At 36.6% G+C, this 17,024-nt stretch carries 13 protein-coding genes; 6 read left to right on the forward strand and 7 right to left on the reverse strand.

The genetic code is table 11. From position 1 onward, the window contains the following. Positions 1-5: 5 nt before the first annotated feature. Together ACZ1GR_RS17645 and ACZ1GR_RS17650 are read right to left on the reverse strand one after the other, a co-directional pair. Complete coding sequence (locus ACZ1GR_RS17645; protein WP_472610164.1) at positions 6-1,106, reverse strand: AI-2E family transporter; 1,101 nt, start codon at positions 1,104-1,106, stop codon at positions 6-8. Between the two features lie 2 nt (positions 1,107-1,108). After that, positions 1,109-1,759, reverse strand: coding sequence for a DUF4159 domain-containing protein (locus ACZ1GR_RS17650; protein WP_472610165.1), 651 nt, complete (start codon positions 1,757-1,759; stop codon positions 1,109-1,111). Between the two features lie 41 nt (positions 1,760-1,800). Between ACZ1GR_RS17650 and ACZ1GR_RS17655 the strand changes: the two genes are divergently transcribed. Next, on the forward strand, positions 1,801-2,577 hold the full coding sequence (locus ACZ1GR_RS17655) for a DUF1223 domain-containing protein (RefSeq protein WP_472610166.1): 777 nt from the start codon (positions 1,801-1,803) through the stop codon (positions 2,575-2,577). Here the strand turns inward: ACZ1GR_RS17655 and ACZ1GR_RS17660 are convergent. Genes ACZ1GR_RS17660 through tsaD form a run of 3 tightly spaced genes read right to left on the reverse strand, consistent with a single transcriptional unit; the run spans position 2,574 to position 4,918 of the window. Next, on the reverse strand, positions 2,574-3,278 hold the full coding sequence (locus ACZ1GR_RS17660) for a 16S rRNA (uracil(1498)-N(3))-methyltransferase (RefSeq protein WP_472610167.1): 705 nt from the start codon (positions 3,276-3,278) through the stop codon (positions 2,574-2,576). The two genes, ACZ1GR_RS17655 and ACZ1GR_RS17660, sit on opposite strands and share 4 nt — an antisense overlap. Beyond that, positions 3,278-3,886, reverse strand: coding sequence for a GNAT family N-acetyltransferase (locus ACZ1GR_RS17665; RefSeq protein ID WP_472610168.1), 609 nt, complete (start codon positions 3,884-3,886; stop codon positions 3,278-3,280). The genes ACZ1GR_RS17660 and ACZ1GR_RS17665 overlap by 1 nt, the downstream gene beginning before the upstream one ends. A 3-nt stretch (positions 3,887-3,889) precedes the next feature. Further along, the gene (gene tsaD / locus ACZ1GR_RS17670; protein WP_472610169.1) at positions 3,890-4,918 is read right to left on the reverse strand and encodes a tRNA (adenosine(37)-N6)-threonylcarbamoyltransferase complex transferase subunit TsaD; all 1,029 of its coding nucleotides are present in this window, start codon (positions 4,916-4,918) and stop codon (positions 3,890-3,892) included. 81 nt (positions 4,919-4,999) lie between these two features. On the opposite strand from tsaD, the gene ACZ1GR_RS17675 reads away from it, so the two are divergent. The 4 genes from ACZ1GR_RS17675 to ACZ1GR_RS17690 all read left to right on the forward strand — a co-directional run bounded on the left by ACZ1GR_RS17675 (position 5,000) and on the right by ACZ1GR_RS17690 (position 12,509). Further along, positions 5,000-9,436, forward strand: coding sequence for a translocation/assembly module TamB domain-containing protein (locus ACZ1GR_RS17675; protein WP_377767734.1), 4,437 nt, complete (start codon positions 5,000-5,002; stop codon positions 9,434-9,436). A 136-nt stretch (positions 9,437-9,572) separates the two neighbouring features. Continuing rightward, positions 9,573-10,559 (forward strand): 6-phosphofructokinase, encoded by a 987-nt coding sequence (pfkA, locus tag ACZ1GR_RS17680; protein WP_472610170.1) that lies wholly within the window; start codon positions 9,573-9,575, stop codon positions 10,557-10,559. Between the two features lie 21 nt (positions 10,560-10,580). Continuing rightward, on the forward strand, positions 10,581-11,582 hold the full coding sequence (gene gap, locus ACZ1GR_RS17685) for a type I glyceraldehyde-3-phosphate dehydrogenase (RefSeq protein ID WP_472610171.1): 1,002 nt from the start codon (positions 10,581-10,583) through the stop codon (positions 11,580-11,582). A 75-nt stretch (positions 11,583-11,657) separates the two neighbouring features. Then, positions 11,658-12,509, forward strand: coding sequence for an N-acetylglucosamine kinase (locus ACZ1GR_RS17690; RefSeq protein ID WP_472610172.1), 852 nt, complete (start codon positions 11,658-11,660; stop codon positions 12,507-12,509). Here ACZ1GR_RS17690 and ACZ1GR_RS17695 read toward each other — a convergent pair. Together ACZ1GR_RS17695 and ACZ1GR_RS17700 are read right to left on the reverse strand one after the other, a co-directional pair. Then, complete coding sequence (locus tag ACZ1GR_RS17695; RefSeq protein WP_377767738.1) at positions 12,502-12,882, reverse strand: RidA family protein; 381 nt, start codon at positions 12,880-12,882, stop codon at positions 12,502-12,504. The genes ACZ1GR_RS17690 and ACZ1GR_RS17695 overlap by 8 nt on opposite strands. Positions 12,883-12,899: 17 nt before the next feature. Then, complete coding sequence (locus ACZ1GR_RS17700) at positions 12,900-15,635, reverse strand: putative LPS assembly protein LptD (protein ID WP_472610173.1); 2,736 nt, start codon at positions 15,633-15,635, stop codon at positions 12,900-12,902. A gap of 131 nt (positions 15,636-15,766) precedes the next feature. Here ACZ1GR_RS17700 and ACZ1GR_RS17705 point away from each other — a divergent pair, with 131 nt between their 5' ends. Then, positions 15,767-17,023, forward strand: coding sequence for an N-acetylmuramoyl-L-alanine amidase family protein (locus tag ACZ1GR_RS17705; protein WP_472610174.1), 1,257 nt, complete (start codon positions 15,767-15,769; stop codon positions 17,021-17,023). Position 17,024: the final 1 nt, after the last annotated feature.

Raw genomic sequence — 17,024 nt, forward strand, 5'->3', positions numbered from 1 at the left:
TAAAGCTATAGATTTTTAGTCAACTTCTTAACAAAGCTATTTTCGCTTAGAAATTCCTTTAAAATCACCTTAATTGCCGTGTAACCTGGCACCGCGATCACCATTCCTACCACTCCGAATAAAAGCCCTGCAATGATGATAATCAAGAAAATTTCTAAGGGATGTGACTTCACGGAATTTGAAAAAATAAAGGGTTGTGAAAAGAAATTATCTACGAGTTGCCCGATAGTTAAACCGATAAAAACATACAGCGCTTTAGGTAAAATTACGGAGCTAAAATCCATGCCTAAATTACTGGTCATGGTCAGGGTAATCATAAGCACTCCACCAATGATCGGACCCACGTAGGGAATGATGTTAAAAAGCGCACATAAAAATGCAATTACAATGGCATTTTCTACGCCTACAATTAAGAGGGTAATGGTGTAAATAACAAACAAAATAAATAGCTGTAAAAGTATACCGCCAAAATAGCGCGATAATAAATTATTTATTTTATCTATCGATTTTACCATGTTACCTTCTTTGTTATCTGGAACGAAAGTTAGAATTCCGTTTTGAAATAATTTACTATCCTTTAAAAAGAAAAAAGAGATAAATAGAACGGAGAAAAGCCCAACGCTAAAATTGCTTAAAACCCCCACCAAAGAGTTTATAAAATCGGGTATAAAATTTAGGTCCATGCCTTCTAAAACATTTTTCTCAATTTCTGAGTCTTCAATGATTTCATTTACATTGGTGGTAGTTATTCCAAAATAATCTACTATTTGTAGGTAGAGTGTGTTTATATTTGCTTTAAGGTCATCGATATCTAGTAAAGACAAGTTCTTGCTTTGTTCAGTAATAAGTGGAACAAATAGGGCCAGAATGCCAATAAAAACACCCAACATTAAAAGCATGGTTAATATTACGGCCAAGAGGTTGGGGAATTTAAGTTTTCGCCTTAGAAACAGAACTATCGGCCTCCCTAGTAGCGCTATGACCGCTGCAATGGCCAAATAGGCCAATACCGACTGAATCTTAAACAAAAAATATCCTACAAGAACAATAGCCGTTAAGATAAAAACAGCCCTTAGAATTCCGTTTGCAATGGTTTTTGAGGTCATTTTCAGGATTTGAATGCGTAAGCTACAATATTTGCCCCCATTTGCAAGGCTTTTAAGCGAATTGCTTCTGGGTCGTTATGTACCGATGGGTCTTCCCAACCATCACCTAAATCACTCTCAAAAGTAAATAGTAACAAAAGTCTTCCTTCGTGAAAGTAACCGAACGCCTGTGGTCTTTTGCCATCATGTTCGTGAATTTTAGGTAGCCCTTCGGGGAATTTGTATTTCTGGCTGAAAATGGGGTGGTCGGCTCCAAGTTCTTCTAACTGTTTATCGGGAAAAACCTTTAAAAGCTCTCTTTTCAAGTAAGGTTCCATGCCGTAATTATCATCAATATGTAAAAAACCACCCGATAAAAGATAAGTTCGTAGGTTTTGAGCTTCTTCATTACTAAAGAACACATTGCCATGACCCGTCATATGCAAAAAAGGATATTGAAAAATGGCAACACTACCTATCGCTACAGTTTCAGGTTTGTCCTTGATTTTTGTGTCAATATTTTGGTTGCAAAAACGAATTAGGTTGGGCAGTGCTGTTGGGTTAGAATACCAATCACCGCCTCCGCCGTATTTGAGTATGGCTATTTCTTGTGATGTAACCGAGTTAATCACAAAAAAAGTTAAAATAAAGGATGCTAGGGTAAGGTATTTCATGTATTGCCGAATAACTTATTAATTCAAAAATACTGTATTTCATGTATAAAAAAATCATAATTCCGACACTGGTACTAACGGGTATTTTCTTTTTGGCCTTAATGAACCTATCTCATAAAACTCATGATGAAGCTTTAAAAACCGATGTGAACGCTGCATATGAACCTATAATTGTTTTAGAACTTTTTACTTCACAGGGTTGTTCAAGTTGCCCACCGGCCGATGTACTTTTAAATAAAGTGAAAGCGCAATACCCGAATAAGGTGTTTGCTCTTTCGTATCATGTAGATTATTGGAATTATATCGGATGGGAAGACCCCTTCAGCAAAGCTATTTATACCAAGAAACAACGTTCTTACAATCAAAAATTCAAATACAGAAGTAATTACACGCCGCAATTGGTGGTAAATGGCAAGGAACATTTTGTAGGTTCTGACGGTGCCAAGCTAACGAACAAAATTAGGGAGTATGGTTCACTGCAATCTGAAAATACCATAACACTCTCTAAAATAAAAGAAGAAGGAACCACAATAGCTTTTGATTATAACATTGAAGGTGAACTTAAGGGCAAACAGCTACGCGCAGTTCTGGTATTGGATGAACGTACGACTTCTGTAAAAAGAGGAGAAAATAGGAACCGAACCCTTAAAAATTCCAATATTGTTGTGGCCGAAAAGTATCTTGAGCTTAAAAATAAGAATGGAGAAGGTGCCATAACAATCCCGAGCATTGTCTCATCAAAAGATAAAGTGACATTGTTGTTACTTACTGAAAATGAGGTGGCCGATATTACCGGGGCGGTTAAAAGGGCAATCTAGCTATTTATTATAGCTACAACCGTACAAGCATAAATAGCTGCAGTTTCAGTGCGTAAGCGGTTTCTACCAAGGGAAACAGGAGTGAAACCAGTATCGTAGGCGAGTTGTATTTCGTTAGAGGAAAAATCACCTTCGGGCCCGATGAGAATTACAACGTCCTTGTCAGCTGCCAATCGCCTTTTTAATTCCGCTTTTTCTTCGTCTTCACAATGGGCAATGAATTTTAAGTCACCGGTGACATTCTTTAAAAAGTCTTCATAAGTGGTTAACGGATTTAGTTTAGGAAGAAAGGTTTGTAGTGATTGCTTCATCGCCGATTGAAGCACTTTTTCAAGCCTTTCGGGTTTAATGACCTTACGTTCAGAGTGTTCGCAGAGAATAGGCGTAATTTCATTGACACCGATTTCAGTTGCTTTCTCTAAAAACCATTCAAAACGATCGTTCATTTTAGTCGGGGCCACGGCTAAATGCAAACTGTGCAATCTTGGGATGGTTTTTTCAGTTGAAGTTATTTGAGCTTTACACTTTTTAGGGTTGGCTTCTATAATCTTAGCTTCAAAGAGATAGCCTTTACCATTAGTAATTTTTAAAATATCATTTTCTTTTTTTCGAAGCACTTTAACAATGTGCTTACTTTCTTCCGCAGGAAAGTGAAATTGTTTAAAACTATTATCTAACGAGGCATTATAAAAGAGTTGCATCAGGCTTTTTTCTTTGTGTGTTTTTCGATTTCAAAAAGTAATGATTTTTTCACAGTTGGCCATTCACTTTGGATAATTGAGAAAACCACGGTATCCCTATAACTTCCATCAGTATTAATTCTGTGATTTCTTAGTACACCATCTTGTTTAGCCCCTAAACGGGTGATAGCGTTTCTAGAGGCATAGTTGAACCAATTCGTTCGAAATTCAACGGCAATGGCATCTAACTCTTCAAAGGCATGTTGCAATAGCAAAAGCTTGCAAATGGTATTGACCCCTGTACGTTGATATGACTTGGCATACCAAGTATAACCAATCTCTAAACGTTTATTTTCAACTTCGATATTACAAAAACGTGTTGCACCAATAATGGTGTTCGTTTTCATATCTACCACCACAAAAGGGAGGGATTTTTTTATCTTTTGCTGTTCGAGTGCAGTGGAAATGTAGTTGTTAATACTTTCTTTTGATGGAACACTGGTAACCCATAAATTCCATAGTTCACCGTCGGAAGCGGCCTTTAAAAGATCTTCCTTATGTTCTTTTTTTAATGGAATTAATTGTACACCATTTAGCTCTAACTCTATTTTCTGCAACCACTTTTCCATTTTTTAAGAGCTTAATTTATATCGGGCTTTTGCCGCTATGTTCTGTTCTGCAAAATCTTTTTCCAAGAATTTAAAATAGCCTACAACACCTATCATAGCTGCATTATCCGTACAATATTCAAATTTTGGAATATAGGTTTTCCAACCGAATTCTTCTTCCGCATTTGCAAGACGAGATCGTATACCTGAGTTTGCGGCGACTCCACCACCAAGCGCTATTCGTTTCACCCCGGTTTGCTTAACGGCAAGTTTTAATTTGTCCATTAAAATTTCTAGAATGGTAAATTGAATTGAGGCACAGATATCGGCTAAGTTCTCGTTGATAAATTCCGAATTTTCTTTGGTCTTTTTTTGAATAAAATATAGAATACTTGTTTTAAGTCCACTAAAACTAAAATTGAGCCCATCAACCTTTGGTTTTGGAAATTCAAAAGCTTTTTCGGTACCAAGTTTGGCGTACTTATCAATAAGTGGTCCACCAGGGTAAGGTAAACCCAGTAGTTTTGCACTTTTATCAAAAGCTTCTCCAACGGCATCGTCCAAGGTTTCTCCGATAATTTCCATTTCAAAATAGCTCTTTACCAATACAATTTGTGTATGCCCTCCACTAATGGTCATGGCGAGAAAAGGAAAATCCGGACTTTCCTGTTCCCTGTCTTCTATAAAATGGGCCAAAATATGCGCCTGCATGTGATTTACTTCAATTAATGGAATAGCTAGACCTAACGATAAAGATTTGGCGAAAGAAGTGCCTACCAATAACGAACCCATTAATCCCGGCCCTCTAGTAAATGCTATGGCGGATAGTTGTTTTTTATCGATATTTGCCTGAGCCAACGCCTGATGTACAACTGGAACTATATTTTGCTGATGTGCCCTCGATGCTAATTCGGGTACGACACCACCATATTTTTGATGTATTTCTTGCGTGGCCACTACATTGCTGAGCACTTTTTTATTGCAAAGCACTGCAGCTGAGGTATCATCACACGATGATTCAATGGCTAGAATGAAATTTTCTTGATTTTTCACCTATTTTGGAACAAAAGTTGGGTATACAAAGATAAAGGGTAAAGCGCTATCAAAAAACTGAAAAAAATACTACTTCGAGCCTTGCTGGCACTTCTAATTCTTGGGGTTTTGATTTCTGTGCTATTTTCTTTACCCATTGTACAGACGCGTATTGCCAAATATGCCACAGATAGTATCAATCAAGAGTTTGGTACGAATATCAGCATTGAGCGTATACATTTTTCTCCCTTTTCAATGAGTGCCGATATAAAGGGTATTTATGTAGAAGATTATAGACAAGACACGCTTTTTCATATTCATAAATTAAATACTTCTGTACTGAGCATCAGAAATATGATTAATGGAAATTTAGAATTTGGTGATATAGAGGTAGATCGACTCTATTTCAATATGAAAACCTACTCAGGTGAATCTGATACAAATCTTGATGTTTTTGTAGATAAGTTAGATGATGGAAAACCAAGAGAACCGGGCACACCACCTTTTTTAATGTCGTCTTCTGAAATTACTATGGAAGACAGTAGGTTCAAACTTTCCGATGAAAACCTAGAAAATAAGACCGTTCTAGACTTTAACCAATTAGAAATAAAGGCTAGTGACTTTCAAATAGTCGGTCCAGAAGTTACAATCGGTATTGATGAATTATCGTTGTTAAGTAAACGAGGTTTAAGAATTAATGACTTAAAAACTGATTTCAAATACACAAAAACACAAATGCGCTTTGATGCATTGGCCATTCAAACACCTGAATCTAAGTTAAACGGCAGTCTTGTTTTTGATTACGATAGAGAAGATTTTTCAGATTTTCTAGATAAGGTAAAAGTGAACGCCGAGTTTAACGAATCCCTAGTCGCGTTTAATGAAGTGAATACCTATTTTGATGAGTTCGGGCAAGACATTACGGCCCAATTTTCTGCAAAGACCTCGGGTGTTTTAAACGATTTAATTGTCAAGGAGCTGATTCTAAGGTCTGACAATACAGGTATTAGAGGTGACTTTAAATTTAAGAATCTTTTCAGGCAGACTGAGCCATTTGTGATGGATGCCAATATGGATAATGTTACTTCTAGTTATTATCAGCTTCGTGCTTTGCTACCAAATATTTTAGGTAAAACGATACCTACTTCATTTAAAAAATTCGGTCAATTTACGGTACGTGGTAAAGCAGAGGTTACAGAAACCTCTATTGATGCACAAGTAAACCTTAATACAGCAATAGGCAGTAGTTATTCAGATTTGCAGATGACCAACATTAATAATATTGATGATGCTTCGTATCGTGGCTTAATTTCTTTGACCGATTTTGATCTGGGAGATTTTATAGATGACCCTAAGTTTGGTAAAACATCGCTAGATGTAAATGTTGAAGGAAGGGGTTTTATTGCAGAATATCTTAATACAGAGGCTATTGGCGAAATATATAAACTAGAATTTAATAACTACGAATACAATGATATAAAGGTTTCTGGAATTTTAAAAGACGAGCTTTTTGATGGAAGTTTAATTTGTAATGATAAAAATCTACGTTTCGATTTTGAGGGCTTGGCAGACTTTAGCGAAGAGCGTAATGACTTTAACTTTAGTGCAGATGTTGATTATGCCGATTTAAAGTTGATGAATTTTATAAATGATAGTATTTCCATTTTTAAAGGGGAAGTTAAAATGGATATATCTGGCAATAATTTAGATAATCTGGCCGGAGATATCAAGTTTGAGAATACGACCTATCAAAATAAAAATGAAATATACTTTTTTGATGATTTTGCGGTGTCCTCTTCCTTTGAAAAAGATACTGTAAGAACCATTAAAATAGAGTCTCCGGATATAGTTTCAGGATATTTGAAAGGAAAGTATAGGGTTGCCGAACTTGGCAGGTTATTGCAAAACTCCGTCGGTAGTATTTATACAAATTACAAACCCTATGAGGTTTCCTCTGGTCAGCGTATCAATTTCAATTTTAAGATTTATAACAAGTTCGTCGGGGTGTTTTTTCCTGAAGTCAGCTTAGGGCCAGAGACTTTTATTAGAGGTAATATTGTAGCCGATGAAGGCGATTTTAAGTTAACTTTTAAATCCCCTGCTATTGAAGCCTACAAGAATAAACTAGAAACGGTAGAACTACAAATCGATAATAAAAACCCCTTGTTCAACACCTTTTTGTCTGTAGAAAATATGTCCACGGTTTACTATGACATAAACGAGTTTAATCTGATAAATACCAAACTAAAAGACACCTTATTTTTTAGAACAGAATTTAAGGGTGGTAGTCAATACAATGATGCCTATAACCTTAATTTTTACCACACCTTTAATCAAGAGAATAAGTCTGTCATTGGTTTAAAAAAGTCAGATGTTAGTTTTAAGGACAATAACTGGGTTATTAATGAAGAAGGAAACACAAAAAATAAAATCATCCTTAACAAAAGCTTAGACAGTATTACTATCGAAGAGATAGTAATGAATAACAATAAGCGTGAACAAATTCGTTTAAGAGGCGAATTGGCAGACTCTACCTACAAAGATTTAGAGCTGCAATTTAAAATAGTATCCCTGAACAAGATTACACCAGCAATCGATAGTTTAAAATTAGATGGTCAAGTAGATGGATTCTTAAATATTTTACAGAAAGATGGTAAATACCTTCCAACATCAAGTTTAAATGTAAAAGATTTTGCAGTGAATAAGATGAATCTTGGTGATTTGGAAATGATGATTTTTGGTAACAATGACCTTTCTGAATACGGGGTGAACACTTGGTTGCGAAAAGATGGTGTTGAAAAGATGAATATAAATGGAAAGGTCTATGACGCCAAAGAAACTACTTTTGATCTAACGGCTTCATTTAATGACTTTAGTTTAGAACCCTTTGCGCCTTTAGGTGAAGATATCATTTCAAATATCAGGGGCACTGTAAGTGGAAGCGCTAAGGTTACCGGTAATGCCAGAAACCCAAATTTTGATGGAGAATTGCTTCTAAACGATGCCGGAATTGGGATACCTTACCTAAATGTGGATTATGATTTTGCACCAAGATCTAGAGTAACCTTAGCGGAGCAGTCTTTTAATTTTGAAAATATACTGCTTACTGATATTACGGAGAATACGCAAGGGACCTTAGATGGAAGTATTTCGCATACGGCATTCGATGATTGGGTTCTTGATTTGAATCTAGATACAAATAATGATCGTTTTTTAATTTTAAATACAGAATTTAACGAAGATGCATTGTACTACGGAACCGGTTTTGTTAACGGTACCGGTAGCATATCAGGTTCGACCAACGCATTGAACATTAATTTTGAGGGGTCGACCGCAAAGGGTAGTGCACTTAAAATACCCTTAAGTGATATAACAGCAGTTGGAGATTATTCTTTTATCAATTTCATCGACAAAAATCAAGTAGAATCTTTTGAAGAAGAGCGTGTTCTTGATGATTACCAGGGCATCGAAATGAACTTTGATTTAGATGTCACCCCCGATGCAGAAGTCGAAATTGTAATTGATCAGAATAGCGGTAGCTCATTAAAGGGTACTGGCTCAGGCCTTTTGTTGATGGAAATTAATACCAATGGAAAGTTTAATATGTACGGGCAGTTTATTGTTGTTACTGGAGAGTACAATTTTAAACGTGCGGGTCTCATAGATAAAAAGTTTACCGTAAGGCCCGGAGGTACCGTAAATTGGGAAGGAGACCCACTGAAGGCCACACTTGATATGGAAGCCGTTTATGCATTAAATGCAAACCCGGCCCCTTTATTGGATGGTAACAATTTTCAAGGGCGCATACCTACTGAGGTTGTCATACGGTTAAATGGAGAATTAGAGAATTCTCAAATAGACTTTGATATCGAGTTTCCAGGTACGAATTCCGTGGTGCAATCCGAACTTGAATATAGGTTGCAAGATCCAACAATTAAAAGTGACAATGCCTTCTTTTTATTAGCACAAGGAACATTCGTAAATCAAGAAACCGCGGGCTTAAACCAACAAGCTGTCACCGGAAATTTAATTCAAACAGCCTCTGGGTTGTTAAATCAGGTACTCACAGGCAATAATGATAAGTTAAATTTCGGTGTATCTTACGAACAAGGTTTTTTAGATAATGAATCTGGCATAAATACTGAGGACCGGTTCGGTTTTACGGTTTCCACCCAGATTAGCGATAAAATATTAATAAATGGTAGAGTAGGGGTTCCGGTTGGCGGGGTATCAGAAACCGTGGTAGCCGGTGATGTTGAGGTTCAGGTTTTATTAAATGAAGAAGGAACATTAAGCGCTAAAATTTTTAATAGGGAAAATCAGTTACAGCAATTCATTGGTGAGCGACAAGGGTATACCCAAGGGCTTGGGTTATCGTATCAAGTAGATTTTGATACTTTCAAAGAACTGATGCGAAAAGTCTTTAAGAAAAAAGAAAAAGAAATAGAAAAACCTAAAGAAGTTACTACACCAAATAACATTATGGGTAAGGATAGTCTAATCCGTTTTTATACCAAAAAGGAACTTCCTAAGCGCTAAAAATGCCACTAAAAAAATTAAAATGACAAAAAACACCAAACGAAAACGTTTGAGTTGTTTATGCATTGATAAATAGACTAATACAGCGTTCTTTTATTGAAATAAGTTTCCTAGTTTTGATATTTCAATTTTTGAAATGACCAAAAAAATCAAGAAAATAGCAGTTTTCACTTCTGGGGGAGATTCCCCAGGAATGAACGCAGCAATACGCTCTGTTGTTCGTGCATGTGCCTTTATGAAGTTGGAATGTGTTGCAATTTATAGAGGCTACCAAGGAATGATAGATGGTGATTTTAAACCAGTGAATGCGCGTAGCGTAAACAATATCATTAATAAAGGGGGAACAGTCTTAAAATCTGCCCGATGTGAGGAATTTAGAACTCCAGAAGGAAGAAAAAAAGCCCATGAGCAATTGGTTACGGCGGGAATCGATGCCTTTGTGGTAATTGGCGGTAATGGAAGTTTTGCCGGAGCCCAACTTTTTAATGAAGAATTTGATTTTCCTGTAATGGGTATTCCTGGAACTATTGATAATGATATCATAGGTACTTCATATACCATTGGTTTTGATACTGCGATAAATACCGTAGTTGAGGTTATAGATAAAATTAGGGATACCGCCAGTTCGCATAATCGTCTGTTTTTTATTGAAGTTATGGGGCGTGATGTTGGGCATATTGCCTTGAATGCAGGCGTCGGTGCAGGTGCTGAAGAGATATTGATTCCTGAGCAGAATTTAGGTTTAGAACGATTATTAGATTCCTTAAAACGAAGCAAAAAATCTGGTAAGTCTTCAAGTATTGTAATAGTTGCGGAAGGTGACAAAACAGGTAAGAATGTTTTTGAACTTAAAGAATATGTAGAAGAACATTTACCCATCTACGATGTTAGGGTATCTGTTTTAGGTCACATGCAGCGTGGTGGTAATCCGACTTGTTTTGATAGGGTTTTGGCCAGTAGAATGGGTGTAAAGGCTGTTGAGGCCTTAATTGAAGGCAAATCAAACTACATGGTTGGTATTCGTGATACCAAATTGGTTTTGGTACCTATAAAAGAAGCTATTAGCGCACATACCGCTATAGATGAAGAACTCATACGGGTTTCTGATATAATGACAATTTAATTAAACTTTAAAAATAGAATAATGGCACAAGTTAAAATTGGTATAAATGGATTTGGTAGAATTGGTCGATTGGTCTTTAGGGCTTCGGTAAAAAGAGATAATGTTGACGTTGTAGCCATAAACGACTTGTTAGACGTTGAACATTTAGCGTATTTATTAAAATACGATTCTGTTCATGGTAGATTTGATGGCACTGTGGCTGTAAAAGATGGACATTTGGTAGTCAATGGAAAAACAATCCGAATTACTGCTGAAAGAGATCCGAAAAATCTAAAATGGGATGAAGCTGGAGCAGATATCGTGGCAGAATGCACAGGTATCTTTACTACGATGGAAACTGCACAATATCATATTGATGGTGGTGCCAAAAAAGTAGTAATCTCTGCACCATCTAAGGATGCCCCTATGTTTGTAATGGGTGTAAACCATAAAGATGTTAAGGCTTCTGATAAAATTGTTTCAAATGCTTCATGTACAACAAACTGTTTGGCCCCTTTAGCTAAAGTTTTGAATGATAACTTCGGAATTGAAGAAGGTTTAATGACAACGGTTCATGCAACTACAGCTACCCAGTTAACTGTAGACGGACCTTCTAAAAAAGATTATCGTGGTGGTAGAAGTGCAATGTTAAACATTATACCAGCATCTACAGGGGCTGCAAAAGCGGTTACAAAAGTAATTCCTGCTTTACAAGGAAAATTAACAGGTATGGCCTTTAGGGTGCCTACGGCTGATGTTTCTGTTGTTGACTTAACGGTTCGATTAGAAAAAGAAACCTCTTACGAAGAAATCAAAAAAGTCTTTAAAGCTGCTTCTGAAGGAGAGATGAAAGGGGTATTAGGTTACACTGACGATGCCGTTGTGTCTCAAGATTTTGTTTCAGATACGCATACAAGTATTTTTGATGCAGGAGCAGGTATTGAATTGAATTCTAAATTCTTCAAACTTATTTCTTGGTATGACAATGAGGCCGGGTTCTCAAATAAGATGGTAGACCTTGCACAGCATGTTGCAAGTCTGTAAATAAGACACTTTAACTATTCCTGAAAATTATGAGGACTAAATTCATTATTTTCAGGAATATTTATTTTAAAACATATGATTTTAATTGTAGATAGTGGTGCTACTAAGTCAGACTGGATAGCTTTAGATAGTAAAGGAGAGCAACTTTTTGTTACCCAAACCTTAGGTCTAAGTCCAGAGGTATTAACTAGAGAAGTTATTGAAGATCGTTTAGCAAATAATTTTGAATTAGCCAAGAACAGGGCGGTGGTTACCAACCTTTATTTCTATGGAGCCGGTTGCGGTACCGATAGAATGAAAAAGTTTTTGAAAGAAATTTTCAACGATTTTTTTCCCAAAGCTAAAAGCGAAGTAAGAGAAGATACCTATGCCGCCATATACTCTACAACTAAAATAGGTCATCAGGGTATTGTATGTATTCTGGGTACTGGGTCTAATTGTAGTTATTATGATGGGCATCAACTGTTTCAAAAAGTAACCTCTTTGGGCTATATTTTAATGGATGATGGAAGTGGTAATTTCTTTGGACGAAAACTATTGAGAGATTATTATTTTCATAAAATGCCGCAAGACCTAGGTATAAAATTCGCCAAAGAATATGAGTTGGATGCCGATGTAATAAAAGATCACTTGTACAAGCAGCCCAACCCCAATACGTATTTGGCAACATTCGCCAAGTTTATTGTAGAAAACAAAGAACATCCTTACTGCAGAGGGGTTATTGATAAGGGATTTCAGCAGTTTGTAAACAATTACATTATGCAGTTTGAACTTGCCACTAAGGTTCCTGTAAATTTTGTAGGCAGTATTGCATATTACTTAAGAGAAGAGCTTGCGACGGTAATCCATCGCAATGATTTAATACTGGGTGTAATTAGGCAAAGACCTATCGATGGTCTTGTAGAGTTTCACAAAAGCACTATTTAACGGCAATCATCGAAATTTCTACATTTACAAATTTGGGTAAATTGGCAACTTCGACAGTTTCCCTCGCTGGAGCGGTATCGACATCGAAATAGGCACCGTAAGCTTCATTGATTTGTGAGAATTGATGCATGTCTTTCACGAAAATCGATGACTTCACTACATTTTCAAAGGTCATTCCAGCCTCTTCTAAAATTGCTTTTAGGTTTTCCATAGATTGGGTAGTTTCCTTTTTAATGTCCCCCTCAACAAGCTCACCAGTACTTGGGTCAATAGGAATTTGACCAGAAATATATAAGGTGTCTTTTATTAAAGTTGCCTGATTGTAAGGGCCAATAGGTGCTGGAGCTTTTGAAGTAGTGATTATTTTTTTCATAGTTAAATTTACTAATATTATCTAATACGTTGACTTCTACTTTCCCATTTCAAATCTTGAAGAATAGAACTGCTTATGCCTATAAAAAAGTCCCAACGTTCATTTCTTCCAAAGGGCACCCAATTAAAACGCAAATCAAAACTTTTTAAATTACGTTGAAAGCCTAATTGGGTTTGTGCAAAGCCTTTATTTTTAAAGTCGTAGCCGGATGAAACCCTTACACTCCATCTTGGCGAAGGTGAAATATTACCGGAAAACATTAGTGAGGTATTTCCAAATTCGTTTTGGCGGTTAGAATTGTTATAAGAAGTAGTGAATTGCATACGTAAATCCCAGGGGATGACGGTTCCATAAATTGGATTTTCGATGTCATCCTGATTTTTTTTACTTGACCTATTAAAAGTATCATCGTTTAAACCAAACCCAAAAAGGTCATCCGTACGTCCACCACTACGGGCACGATACTCGTCGTTCAATTCACTTTCATTGTCCTCTTCGCCGTCTTTATTCTTTTTCTTGAACGTTTCATTGTTAAGGGAATAACTCAGATTCATGCTGGCTCTTGTCAAACGAAGTAGGCTTCCTCCATTCGAAACATTAAATGTATTTATCCTTCTACCATTATTGTCTATGGTATAGGGGTCAAGGCTACCCGAAAAGTTAATGTTCATTTTATTGTTCAGAATACTTGTTCCCCCATTGAAACCAATAGGCGCCAGTTTCAGGGAATCCGCTTCAAAATTATACGCTGTAGAAAAATTAAGGTTGCTTAAGAGCTTGATTTTCTTAGGCTCAAGCTTTGTAGAATCTTTATCTCTAACTTTGGCTTCTAAGGTGTTTTGAACCGAAAAACTAATGGAGTTCGATTTATTGAGACTTGGAGCCCCATTCAATGTTCCTTCGAACCTACTAAAAAGAACTTCTTCGTTATTTAAATCGGTATAGCTGTCATAAAACTGCTCAAAAGAGGGCGTGTATCCCCAACCAATTGAAGGTCGCATTACATGCCGTATTGTTTGTATTTTTTTATCCTCTCCAAAATTGAACGTACCATATAAAGTGGTACCAACACTAGCGCTTAAGCCATATCTGTTATATCGGTCAAAACCATTGATGGTATCAAGAACAACTTCTCGATTGCTGTCAGGGTCATTTGGGTCTAGACCTCTTTGAAAGGTTTGGGCCGTCCAGACATCTTCATAATTACCACCGACGGAGACGCTAAAATATTTAGCAACCTTGAAATTTGTATTTAAGGGTATAGTGTGCCTGGCTCCTATTTGGGCATTCTCGAACATTCTACTGGTCAGAAAATCTTCATCATTGGTACGAATACGATTTTCTGCTCTTAGGTTATATTGAAAGTTGATGTTCTGTATGATCCCTTTCTTGATTCCTTCCCGTTTTGCAAAAGGAAAAATTCGCTCCATACTTGCCTGCAAAGTTGGCAAAGTAAGCGTAATGTTATCTGCATCCGGGGCTGCATTAGAACTAATATTTTGGTTATGGGTTGCCGTTAAACTTACATTTACGGAAGGGTATTCTGGAAATGTCTTGGAATACGAAATTGAACTTGAGAGGTTGTTGTTTTGTGTATTTTGTACGTTAATTTGATTAAACGAATTGGTAAAATACTGACTACTGCCCAGATTTACTTGGGCCGAAAACCGCGAATTGGGACTAGCCTTTGGGTCTTGGCTATGCGATATTTGAATATTGTAAAGCGTAGATCTAGAAAAATCACTAAATCCTTTCTGACTTGTTATTTGATTCTCATACCTAAAATTAATATTACCTCTATATCGGTATCTTTTGGTATATATGGTTTGCGTTCTAAAACCATAACTACCATTGGTGAAAAAGTCGCCAAGTATGCTAAAATCTACATAATCGCTTATTGGAAAATAATACCCCCCGTTTTGCACTGCAAATCCCCGATTAGGATCCTGTGTAAAAGTAGGGAAGATCAAACCGCCTGTTCTTCCTGTAGTAAGCGGAAAATAAGCGAAAGGTAATGCAATAGGCGTTGGTACATCTACCAAGTACATGTTACTAAAGCCGGCAATAATTTTTTTGCCAGGCACAAATTTTGCCTTGTTTATTTTTATGTAATAATCGGGGTCAACGGTATCTTTTGAAGTTGTTAATCTGGCTGAGTCTAAGAAATAGACCGAGTCATTTTCTTTTTTAGTGATTTCTGCCAATACTTTCATCGCATCGCTTCCAATAGCGCCAGCGGTAGCTTGTTGTTCAGTTCTAGAATTCCAAATAAGCGCCTTTTGTGTATCAAAGTTAAATCGAATCGAGTCGGGTATTACCACATTAGTACCTTGTTTAAAGTACGGTAATTGGGTGTAGGTTCCTGTAGAATCTTTTATTCTACCGGCATACACTTCATTTTTTACATAATCCATGATTATGATTCCGGCTTTGAGCTCGGTATCTTGGTAGTAGATTTCAGCTTCGTTGTACAGATAAATTTTATTCTCTTTTTGGCTTAATCGCACATAGTCTTTCGCTTTGTATTTTATCTTATCAAGCAATAAGGGTTTTTTACCTTGAGATGAATCTTGGGTTACAGAATCGACTTGAATGGAATCGTTTAAAATATTTGGGGGAAGTAATGGAGCAACAATGGTATCTTTTACAGCTTTTATAGGTAATGGTGTAATCGGGTCTTCTTGTGCCGATACGTATTGCACACTTGAAACCAGCACGAATAGGAAAAGAAGAAGATGTTTGTTTGCTTGCAACGTGATAAATCCTATTTTTGTAGCAGGTTGGCTTGGTTTTTGAAGCTCAAACTTACATATATTTTTTGTTCTGTTAATCGGACATTACGATAAATTTAACCAAGGCAGAACATTGAAAATGAATAATTCTTATGATTAAAAAACGGTTTTTATCCTTAGTATTTAGTTTACTCTTTTTACTCTTCTCATCTTTTATCAAAAACAGTACCGAAGCACCTACTAAGGATAAATTTATTGTTGTACTTGATGCTGGGCATGGCGGGCATGATCCCGGTAATTTGGGTAATGGTTATTTAGAAAAAAATATTGCACTCTCAATAGTACTTAAAGTTGGAGAACTACTAAAAAAGCAACAAGATATTGAAGTAATTTTTACAAGAGATGATGATACTTTCGTAGATCTTTTCGAAAGAGGACAAATAGCTAATGAGGCAAATGCGAACCTTTTTGTATCCGTTCATTGCGATTCTCACAATTCAGACGCCAATGGAGCGGGCACTTTTGTTTTAGGACTTCATGCCAACAAACAAAATTTTGAAGTTGCTAAAAAAGAAAACTCAGTTATTTATTTAGAAGATAATTACGAGCAAAAATATGCGAAGTACGATATAAACTCGCCAGAGTCTGTGATTGGTCTTACTATTATGCAAGAAGAGTTTTTAGAACAAAGTATTCAGTTGGCCAAGTTGATGCAAGATAATTTTACTGCGAAATTAAAGCGCAAAGATCGTAAGGTAAAGCAAGCAGGTTTTATTGTTCTACACCAAACCTTTATGCCCAGTGTTCTCGTAGAAACAGGATTTTTAACCAATAAAAATGAGGGTGCCTATCTAAATTCCGTCAAAGGTCAAAATCAAATGGCCACTGCTATTGCTAATGCAATTTTAAGCTATAAAGATGGGGTGGACGCTAATCTTATCGAGCAAGAAAATACTTTTGTGACAGAAGATGTTCCTAAAAAAGAAGAGGTTGTAAAAGAAATAAAAGAAGCAGTTACTGTAACGCCCCCGAAAAAGGAGGAAGTTGCCGAAGTTATTGAGAATAGTACTAAATCCATCACAAAGCAGGTGGTGAAAGAAGATACCCCAAAAAAGGAAAAGACGGAGATTGTTGCCGTAGATGATGTTATCTTCAAAGTACAGCTAATGGCCAGTTCAAAAGTGATTCCGCTAGATGGCGATAATTTTAACGGATTGAACACCTTATCCAAAGAACCGGTAAAAAACTTATTCCGTTACATGTACGGCAATACGAATTCTTACCTAAAGGCCAAACTACTTAAATCAAATGCTGATGCTAAAGGCTATACCACATCATATATAGTAGCTTATAAAAACGGTACGCGCATTCCTTTGAACGAAGCTATAAAAGCTGTTCCGGCGCAATAGG

Source organism: Croceitalea sp. W27, from assembly GCF_055693185.1.

Coding starts and splice junctions, on each gene's coding strand:
- ACZ1GR_RS17645 (WP_472610164.1), bottom strand. CDS start 1,106: ATGACCTCAAAAACCATTGCAAACGGAATTCTAAGGGCTGTTTTTATC.
- ACZ1GR_RS17650 (WP_472610165.1), bottom strand. CDS start 1,759: ATGAAATACCTTACCCTAGCATCCTTTATTTTAACTTTTTTTGTGATT.
- ACZ1GR_RS17655 (WP_472610166.1), top strand. CDS start 1,801: ATGTATAAAAAAATCATAATTCCGACACTGGTACTAACGGGTATTTTC.
- ACZ1GR_RS17660 (WP_472610167.1), bottom strand. CDS start 3,278: ATGCAACTCTTTTATAATGCCTCGTTAGATAATAGTTTTAAACAATTT.
- ACZ1GR_RS17665 (WP_472610168.1), bottom strand. CDS start 3,886: ATGGAAAAGTGGTTGCAGAAAATAGAGTTAGAGCTAAATGGTGTACAA.
- pfkA (WP_472610170.1), top strand. CDS start 9,573: ATGACCAAAAAAATCAAGAAAATAGCAGTTTTCACTTCTGGGGGAGAT.
- gap (WP_472610171.1), top strand. CDS start 10,581: ATGGCACAAGTTAAAATTGGTATAAATGGATTTGGTAGAATTGGTCGA.
- ACZ1GR_RS17690 (WP_472610172.1), top strand. CDS start 11,658: ATGATTTTAATTGTAGATAGTGGTGCTACTAAGTCAGACTGGATAGCT.
- ACZ1GR_RS17695 (WP_377767738.1), bottom strand. CDS start 12,882: ATGAAAAAAATAATCACTACTTCAAAAGCTCCAGCACCTATTGGCCCT.
- ACZ1GR_RS17705 (WP_472610174.1), top strand. CDS start 15,767: ATGATTAAAAAACGGTTTTTATCCTTAGTATTTAGTTTACTCTTTTTA.